We start from the raw sequence: 7972 nt of genomic DNA, 5'->3' as shown, positions 1-7972 counted from the left end.
TAGGGGAACACTAAACACAGATCAAATGATCAACTTATTTAATGACGCTCCCCAAGCGCCGCGACCGGCGCAGGCGTGCCGCTATAGCAAGTGATGAGTGAGCGCGCACTCGCGCTAACTCCAGCCGGCAGCCGAGATAGCAGGCGGGCGCTAACTGTTAAAAGCGTATCAGCTAGCACGGCAATCACCACTCGACCACTTATCGTCCGGCTTATCGAAAGTCAGTCCGTCTCGTCGGACCGATCCAGTTATACCACCGCCGCGCGACGGGCAGATCGGGCGACCGCGCCGCACCGATCACAATGCACATCCAGACATCCAGCCGACCATGAACCCGGCACCGAGGAGGAACGGTCCCTTCAACGGATTAGGAATGAAATAACTTGTTCACTTCGGGGTCCTCGCGAGCCCGTGACCTGCGAAGACGCATATTGGCTTGCATTAATTACTTCATTACGAATTCAACGTCGTTGACCGACGCCAGTTCCGGAGCACTCCAGCCGCGGTTCCAGCGCGAGGGATGCGCACCCCTACGGGGTAGTCCGACACCGGAAGCGGGGGTACCCCTTCTAGTCCCCTCATCGGGAGGTGTGCCATGGCCGCGAACATTCTCGGCTTCCCTGAACCACCATTCCCTGCAGGCAGGTCGGGAATACGGATGGCGGGTCGGGAATACGGATGACGGGGACAGCCGGGTACAGCGGAAGCAGCCCTACGAGCCCTCCGCGAGCCCGCTACGGGGTTAGTCCGGGGTTAGCTCGGGGGGGTTAGTCTGGGGGTAGTCCGGCTTGGGCGCCGGTTCCACCGTCGGCAGCCGCTCGGACGGCCCGCCGAGAGTTGCCGTTGTTTAATGTTGTGCGCTTTCGTTGCTTCAACACGATTGCCCGATGTCATACGACGATGATCTGTTGTTGTGGGGGTGGACGCCAGTCGGATGATCGGCGGGGGTGCCGCCGAGGGATGCTGGGATTTCTTTGGGTCGCAGACGTGAGTGGACCGGGCGCGGGCGACCTGGCGCCCACGCCGGCGGTGAGATAGGTGTGTTGTCTTGCATGACAGTGGGTAGTGGTAGGGTTTCTGGCGACATTATCTGCCCACCTGTTGTGCCAAGGCAGTGTTCCTGTCGGTGCGGGTCGCCTACGTGCGGGAGGCCGGACTCTCGGGGTCGATGGTCGACATCGACCTGTTCGGGGTAGGCGAACCGGTGGCACCGGAGCGCCCGCGCCCCCGACCCGCACGGACCGATCAGGCGCGACCGCCTGTCGGGCATCACTTGTCCGCAGGACCCTTCTGCACGGCTCTTCTGCGGGTCGAGGCATGTACGCGGCACAGACGGGCGGGTAGGAGTTGACTGACGGCACCTGGCGGCACCCGAGAGGACGAGGTGGACCGATGAGCCTGAGCATTCGCAACCGACTGACCGGAACCGTCACCGACATCACCGAAGGTGCGGTGATGAGCACCGTGACTGTCGACCTCTCCGGCGGGCAGACCGTCACCGCCGCGGTGACCCTTGATGCGGTCAAGGACCTCGACCTCTCGGTGGGGGCCACCGTCGAGATTCTGATCAAGTCTACCGAGGTGGCGCTGGCCACGGGCAGCGTGGATGGTCTGAGCATCCGTAACCGGCTGCGCGGCACGGTGTCCAGCCTGGAGACCGGCGGTGCCATGGCCGTCGCGCATATCGCCCTTGATGGTGGCGGCGAGCTCACCGCGGCGATCACCCTGGCCGCCGCGACCGACCTCGGTCTGGCCGCGGGTTCCTCGGTGACCGCCCTGGTCAAGTCGACGGAGGTGGCCCTCGCGGCAGCCTGACGGGACAGCCTGACGGGGCCGGCCCCGCGCCCAACCGCGGAGTCGAGCCGGGTCTTGGTCCCGGGGCACGTTCGAACAGGGGAGAGACGCTGTGCGGGCGACCTTCATGGTGGGACGGATCGCTGGAGTCCGGATCGGGGTCCACTGGAGCGTGCTGCTCATCTTCGGCATCATCGCGTTCGGCCTCGCGCAGGGCCGCCTCCCACAGGTGTACCCGGGCCATGCCCTGGTGGTGTACTGGTTGGCGGCCCTTGCCGCCGCGGTGGTTTTCTTCGCCTCGCTGCTCGCCCACGAGGTGGCGCACGCCCTGGTGGCCCGGCGCAACGGGGTGGCCGTGGACGACATCGTGTTGTGGCTGCTGGGCGGGGTGGCCCGGCTGAAGTCGGAGGCGTCGAGCCCGGCAGCGGAGCTGCGGATCGCGGGTGTCGGCCCACTCGTCAGCCTTCTGCTGGGCGGGCTCTTCGTGCTGGGCGCCTGGCTGCTCGCCCTGGCGTCCGCGCCCGAGCTCCTGGTCGAGGTGGTGGCCTGGCTGGCGGGCATCAACCTGCTGCTCGCCGTCTTCAACGCCTTTCCCGCCGCTCCGCTCGACGGTGGGCGGCTGCTGCGCGCCTTCCTGTGGTGGCGTACGGGAGATCGGCTGCGGGCGACCGCCGGGGCTACCGCAGCCGGACGCGTCCTCGGCTGGCTGCTCGTCGTTCTGGGACTCCTCGTGTTCATGAGAGGCGGCGGATTCGGCTGGCTCTGGCTGGCCCTGATCGGCTCGTTCCTCATCGCGGCCGCCACCGCCGAGGGACGGCAGGCGCAGTTGCGCGGTGTGCTCGCCGGCGTCCCGGTACATGACGCCATGACGACGAAGCCGCTCACGGTGCCCGCGGCCCTGACCGTCGCGAACCTGCTGGCCGGCCCGCTGTACCGGTACCGGCACTCGGCATTCCCGGTGACCGGCGAGAACGGAGTCCCGGTCGGGCTGGTGACCCTGGACGGCGCCAAGCAGGTGCCGCCGGAGAAGAGCGGCACGGTAACGGTAAGCGAGGTGATGGTGCCACTGTCGCGGACCACCATCGCGGGTCCCGACGACCCGCTGGCGGATCTGCTGCCGCGCATGGAGCCCGGCGCCGAGCACCGCGTTCTGGTGATGGACCAGGGCAGACTCGTCGGGATCCTGTCGCTGTCGGACATCAGCCGCATGGTGACGTGGCTGATGAACGCCGCCCCCGGGCCGCGCGAAGTCCCGTGACCGAATCCCACCGCCAACGCGGGCCTTCGGCTACCGCGGTTGGCGGCGGTCAACGGAGATCGTCGGGTTCCCTGGCGGCATAGATCGCTGTTTCGGCGCGGATGGCGGCGGCCACGTTGCGGGCCGCCGCCGCGACCTCGGGGCCGAGTCCGAGGCCTGCTGAGAAGGTATGGCCGGAGATTGCGTAGATGACGAGATGCCGGGGAAGCCGGCCGAGTGTTCGGCTGATCTCGATGGTGTCCGCAAGGCCGAGCGCGTGGGTCGATGGCCCGACGAGATCCGCCGGCAGTGTGCGGTCGTTGGCCGGTAGGCGGTGCACGGTTCCGGGCGGGGCCGCGGAATGGGCGGCGTCGATGATCCAGACGGCGTCGGCCCCTTCCCAGGCGGCAAACAGTCCTGTCGGCTCGCCGGCGCATTCGACCACGTCGACGCCAGGTGGGAGCGTGCAGCGTAGCTGATGCGCGACTGCCAGGCCGACGGCGTCGTCGTGTCGGTAGGGATTGCCGATCCCGATGACGGTCAGCCGTGCTCGATGTGGAGGGTCAGGAAGTGGGTTGCACATGAGATGCAGGGGTCGTAGTTGCGGATGGCCCGTTCGCAGCGCAGGGCGAGTTCGGGCTCTGGCAGGTCCATGAAGCGTTCCACCACGCCGCGCAGGTCTTCTTCGATCGGACGTTGGTTCTGGGCGGTTGGTGGCACGATCTTTGCGTCGAGGATGGTGCCGTTGTGGTCGATCGTGTAGCGGTGGTAGAGCAGGCCGCGGGGTGCCTCCGTGACCCCGTAGCCGGTTCCCGCCCGGGGCGGGGCCTCCAGCGCGGGGGGGTCGGGCTCGGTGTAGTCCGCGATGATCCGCAGCGCCTCGTCGGCGGCGTGGACCATCTCGATGCAACGCACGATGATGCTGCGGTAGGGGTTGCGCTCCGGTGGGCGCAGGCCGATCTCGGCGGCGGTCTCGCGGGCGGCGGGCGCCAGGCACTGCGCGCCCAGCGCGAAGCGAGCCAGCGGTCCGGTGAGGTAGGAGCCGCCCGCGGCCAGGGTCGAGTACAGAGCGTTCGACCAGGGCACCTGTTCTTCGGTGAAGTGCCGGTCGTAGTCGGCCGGGGCGATGTCGAGGCCATCGGTGGAGGCGATCCGGCCGCGCTCAACGGGGTATTCGCCAGGTTGGTGGAGCGCGACGAAGGTCTGGTGGAGTTCGTCTTCGGGGAAGTCCAGGGCGGCGGTGAATCGGGCGGTGTCCCGGGCGATGTCTCGCGCCTGTTCCAGTTGCCCGACGAGCTCGGTCAGGTCGCGCCGGCGTGGTGCCCGGTACCAGCCGCCGACCCGCGTGGTGACGGGGTGGATCGCGCGGCCGCCGATGACCGTCATGAGCGTGTTGCCGGCCTTCTTCAGTGTAAGTCCCAGCTTGACCAGGGCGGGCTGGTCCTGGGCAAGGTTTAGTGCGCTATCGTAGCCGAGGAAGTCCGGCAGGTGCAACAGGAAGACGTGTAGCGCGTGACTCTCGATCCATTCACCGCAGTAGATGAGCCGCCGTAGGGCGGCGGGTGGGCCCGTGACCGTGATGCCACAGATCTGTTCGATGGCTGCCAGCGCGCTCATCTGGTAGGCGACCGGGCAGATGCCGCAGATCCGGGCGGTGATGTCGGGTGGCTCGGTGTAGGCCCGGCCGCGGAGGAACGCCTCGAAGAAGCGCGGCGGTTCGAAGATCTTCAGGTGGGCTTCGTCCACCCGCCCGTCGATGATCTTGATTAGCAACCTTCCTTCGCCCTCGACCCTGGTGAGCGGGGGAGGTGCGATGGTCCTAGTCGCGCGCATCGGTCTCACCGCTTCCCGAACCCTCGCCGGGGGCGTCGCGGAACGCCGGCGCGGCGGTGTTGAACGTCCGGAACACTCGGTCGACGTTGTCCTCGTTCATCCCGAGAACCCGTAGCTGGCGGATCAACGCGGGGGTGTTGGGGCTCTCCATCGGGCCGAAACAGCCGTAGCAGCCGCGGTGATAGGCCGGGCAGATCGCACCGCATCCGGCATGCGTGACCGGGCCGAGGCACGGCGTGCCGTGCGCGACCATCACGCACACCGTCCCGCGCCGTTTGCATTCGGTGCAGACGGAGGATGAGGAGATGTTCGGGCGTCGGCGAGCGAGGAACGCGCTGATGACTTCGAGGAGCTGGCGAGGGTTGACCGGGCAGCCCTGGAGTTCGAAGTCCACCCAGACGTGCGTGGAGATCGGGGTGGAGGTCGCCAGCGTCGAGACGTACGCCGGGGTGGCGTAGACGGCCGCGAGGAAGTCACCGACGTCGGCGAAGTTGCGGAGCGCCTGGATGCCGCCGGCGGTCGCGCAGGCGCCGATTGTGACCAGACGCCGAGACGCGGCCCGGACCTGGTGGATGCGTTCCACGTCCTGTTCGGTGGTGACCGAGCCCTCGACGAGGGAGAGGTCGTAGGGATCGTCGACGGTCGCGCTGGATGCCTCCAGGAAGTAGGAGACGTCGACCTCGCCGGTGAGCGAGAGCAGCTCATCTTCGCAGTTGAGCAGGGTGAGCTGGCAGCCGTCGCAGGAGGCGAACTTCCAGACGGCGAGCCGGGGCCTGGTTGGGCTGGTCGGAGTCGGCGTCGGCATCACAGCTCCCGGACGGCGAGCGACGGTTCCAGGCGGTCGTAGCCGCAGACCGGTCCGTCCAGGCAGAGCATCAGCGGGCCGAGCTGGCAGCGGCCGCAGTGGCCGAGGCCGCAGTGCATGTTGCGTTCCAGGGACAGGTGGATGCGGTCGGCGGGTACGCCGGCGTCGACCAGGGCCCGTGCGGTCAGCCGCATCATGATCTCGGGTCCGCAGGTGAACGCGACGGTTCTGGCCGGATCGAAACGCACGTGCGGGAGAAGGGTGGTGACGACGCCGACCCGGCCGTCCCATCCGGGCTGCGCACCGTCGACGGTCACCAGGGCTTGGAGGTCGGTGCGGTCCTGCCAACCGGCCAGCTCCCGGCGGTAGAGGATGTCCGCGGGTGTACGGGTGCCGGCGAGCACGACCACGTTGCCGTAGTCGGCGCGCCGTCGCAGGAGCTGCCGGACGACCGGCCGCAGCGGCGCCAGCCCGAGCCCGCCCGCGACCACGACGACGTCCAGCCCGGCGGCGGCGCCTACCGGCCAGCCTCGCCCAAACGGGCCACGCACCCCGAGGACGTCGCCCGGGCGGGACGCGCAGATCGCTTCCGTCACCGCGCCGACCGCTCGGACGGTGTGCACAAGCGGGCCGTCGGTACCAGCCGTCACGGAGTCGTCGACCATCACGGACAAGGGGACCTCGCCGACGCCGAAAGCGTAGACCATGGTGAACTGGCCGGGTGCGGCGATGATCGGAGCGCCGGAGAGCGGTGCGAGTTCCAGGGTTCACGTGTCACCCGTCTCCTGGTGGCGGCAGGTCACCCGGAACGGCCGAGGGGTCATCTCCCCGGCCGCGCCGTCAGCCCTGGCCCGGGTTTGCGTAGACATCGAGCAGCCGCAACCGGGTGGCCTGCAGGCGCTCGATGAGCACCTGCGCAAGGTGGGACAGCACGTCGTAGCCCAGCGCCGGGTCCTGGGAGAACTTCCCGCGTAGGCAGGCACCGTCGATGGCGGTGGCGCGGACCAGCGAGAGGGCACGGGCGTCGAAATGGAGCCGGTACGGCGGGAACAGCCAGGACCAGCCCACCACATTGCCGGCTCCGACGGTCTCGATGGGGACCAGACCCCGGGTCGGGACGAAGGTTTCGATCGCGACCGTGCCGTGCCGGATGACGTAGATGGTGTCGGCCGGGTCGCCTTCCCGCAGGAGTACGTCGCCCGGGCGGAAGACGGCGTGCCGGGCGCACCCGGCGAGGAGGGCGAGGTGGTCCGGGTGCATACCGGCGAAGACGCCGACCTCGCCGAGCGGTGCCTCAACCGACGTCATCGCCGGCCGCGGAGTTCGCCCGAATGGCGGTCAGTTCCTCGGTGACGTCGATGCCGACGGGGCACCAGGTGATGCACCGTCCGCAGCCGACGCATCCGGACGTTCCGAACTGGTCGTGCCAGGTGCCGAACTTGTGGGTCAACCACTGGCGGTAACGGGAGCGTCCGGAGGCACGGACATTGCCGCCGTGGATGTAGGAGTGGTCCAGCGAGAAGCAGGACTCCCAGCTGCGCCAGCGCTCCGCCTCACTTCCGGTGAGGTCGCTGACGTCCTCCACCGAGGTACAGAAGCAGGTTGGACACACCATCGTGCAGTTGCCGCAGCTCAGGCACCGCTGCGCCACCTCGTCCCACCGTGGATGTTCGAGGTTGTCCGCGAGCAGGTCACGCAGGTCGGCCGCGTCGACGGTGCGTCCCATCCGGTCGGCCGCCCCGTCCACGGCGGCTTGGGCCGCGCTACGGTCGGCGGCTTCGGCCGGGCGCCCGGCCAGCTCGCCCAGTATCTCGACGCCCCGAGGGGTGCCCGCCTCGACGAGCAGCCGGTGGTCACTGGCCAGGATTTCGCTGAGGACCAGGTCGTAGCCCTCCCGCACCGCCGGGCCCGTGTTCATCGACACGCAGAAGCAGGTCCCACCCGGCTCGTGGCAGTTCACCGCAACGATGAACACATCGCTGCGGCGAGCAGCGTAGTCGCGGTCGGCGTGGCGCCCCCCGAGCAGGATCCGGTCCTGGATTGCGATGGCCTGCAGCTCACAGGAACGGACGCCGAGGAATGCCACCGCTGCCCGAGGTAGCGGTTCCTCCGCCACCTCGAAGCCGCCATCGCCGAAGCCGCCATCGCCGTGGCGGCGGGTCTTCAGCAGGCGCAGCCGGGGCGGCAGCAGGTTCTGCTTCCACGAATGCGGCCCCACCGCGTAACCGAACAGCGCCGCGTCGCGACGACGCTCGAGCCGGTAACGACCCGCCTCCTGGACATCGGTCCACCCCGCCGGGAGC

Annotated in this window: 8 protein-coding genes; 2 read left to right on the top strand and 6 right to left on the bottom strand. The window is 68.7% G+C overall.

The annotated features are described in order from the left end of the window. Positions 1-1392: 1392 nt before the first annotated feature. Positions 1393-1815 carry a TOBE domain-containing protein gene (locus AC08OJ_RS12360; protein WP_462187578.1) on the top strand — a complete coding sequence of 141 codons (423 nt, stop codon included), beginning with the start codon at positions 1393-1395 and terminating at the stop codon, positions 1813-1815. Between the two features lie 91 nt (positions 1816-1906). After that, the gene (locus tag AC08OJ_RS12355; protein WP_476593016.1) at positions 1907-3052 is read left to right on the top strand and encodes a site-2 protease family protein; all 1146 of its coding nucleotides are present in this window, start codon (positions 1907-1909) and stop codon (positions 3050-3052) included. A 49-nt stretch (positions 3053-3101) separates the two neighbouring features. Here AC08OJ_RS12355 and AC08OJ_RS12350 read toward each other — a convergent pair whose 3' ends face one another. From AC08OJ_RS12350 to AC08OJ_RS12325, 6 genes are all read right to left on the bottom strand, one after another. Next, positions 3102-3614, bottom strand: a complete 513-nt coding sequence (locus tag AC08OJ_RS12350; RefSeq protein ID WP_462187580.1) for a hydrogenase maturation protease — start codon at positions 3612-3614, stop codon at positions 3102-3104. Continuing rightward, a complete protein-coding gene (locus tag AC08OJ_RS12345) occupies positions 3572-4864 on the bottom strand; it encodes a Ni/Fe hydrogenase subunit alpha (RefSeq protein ID WP_476593017.1) in 1293 nt (430 codons plus the stop codon). Before AC08OJ_RS12345 ends, AC08OJ_RS12350 begins: the two co-directional genes overlap by 43 nt. Next, positions 4851-5669, bottom strand: a complete 819-nt coding sequence (locus AC08OJ_RS12340; RefSeq protein ID WP_476595789.1) for an NADH-quinone oxidoreductase subunit B family protein — start codon at positions 5667-5669, stop codon at positions 4851-4853. Before AC08OJ_RS12340 ends, AC08OJ_RS12345 begins: the two co-directional genes overlap by 14 nt. Further along, on the bottom strand, positions 5669-6376 hold the full coding sequence (locus AC08OJ_RS12335; RefSeq protein ID WP_476595788.1) for an FAD/NAD(P)-binding protein: 708 nt from the start codon (positions 6374-6376) through the stop codon (positions 5669-5671). Before AC08OJ_RS12335 ends, AC08OJ_RS12340 begins: the two co-directional genes overlap by 1 nt. Before the next feature lie 133 nt (positions 6377-6509). Continuing rightward, positions 6510-6977: a cyclic nucleotide-binding domain-containing protein gene (locus tag AC08OJ_RS12330; RefSeq protein ID WP_476595787.1), complete on the bottom strand. Its 468-nt coding sequence runs from the start codon at positions 6975-6977 to the stop codon at positions 6510-6512. Next, the coding region (locus tag AC08OJ_RS12325; RefSeq protein ID WP_476595786.1) for a 4Fe-4S dicluster domain-containing protein at positions 6964-7972 on the bottom strand (1009 nt) is incomplete at its 5' end. The genes AC08OJ_RS12330 and AC08OJ_RS12325, both read right to left, overlap by 14 nt.

The organism is Frankia sp. CgKIO3 (assembly GCF_977946435.1).
Note: the sequence above shows the minus strand (reverse complement) of the source record. Positions and strands in the feature narration are given on the sequence as shown.

Bases quoted from the DNA above. Each gene is read 5' to 3' on its own strand.
- AC08OJ_RS12340 (WP_476595789.1), bottom strand. From the start codon at position 5,669: ATGCCGACGCCGACTCCGACCAGCCCAACCAGGCCCCGGCTCGCCGTC.
- AC08OJ_RS12350 (WP_462187580.1), bottom strand. From the start codon at position 3,614: ATGTGCAACCCACTTCCTGACCCTCCACATCGAGCACGGCTGACCGTC.
- AC08OJ_RS12345 (WP_476593017.1), bottom strand. From the start codon at position 4,864: ATGCGCGCGACTAGGACCATCGCACCTCCCCCGCTCACCAGGGTCGAG.
- AC08OJ_RS12360 (WP_462187578.1), top strand. From the start codon at position 1,393: ATGAGCCTGAGCATTCGCAACCGACTGACCGGAACCGTCACCGACATC.
- AC08OJ_RS12330 (WP_476595787.1), bottom strand. From the start codon at position 6,977: ATGACGTCGGTTGAGGCACCGCTCGGCGAGGTCGGCGTCTTCGCCGGT.
- AC08OJ_RS12335 (WP_476595788.1), bottom strand. From the start codon at position 6,376: ATGGTCTACGCTTTCGGCGTCGGCGAGGTCCCCTTGTCCGTGATGGTC.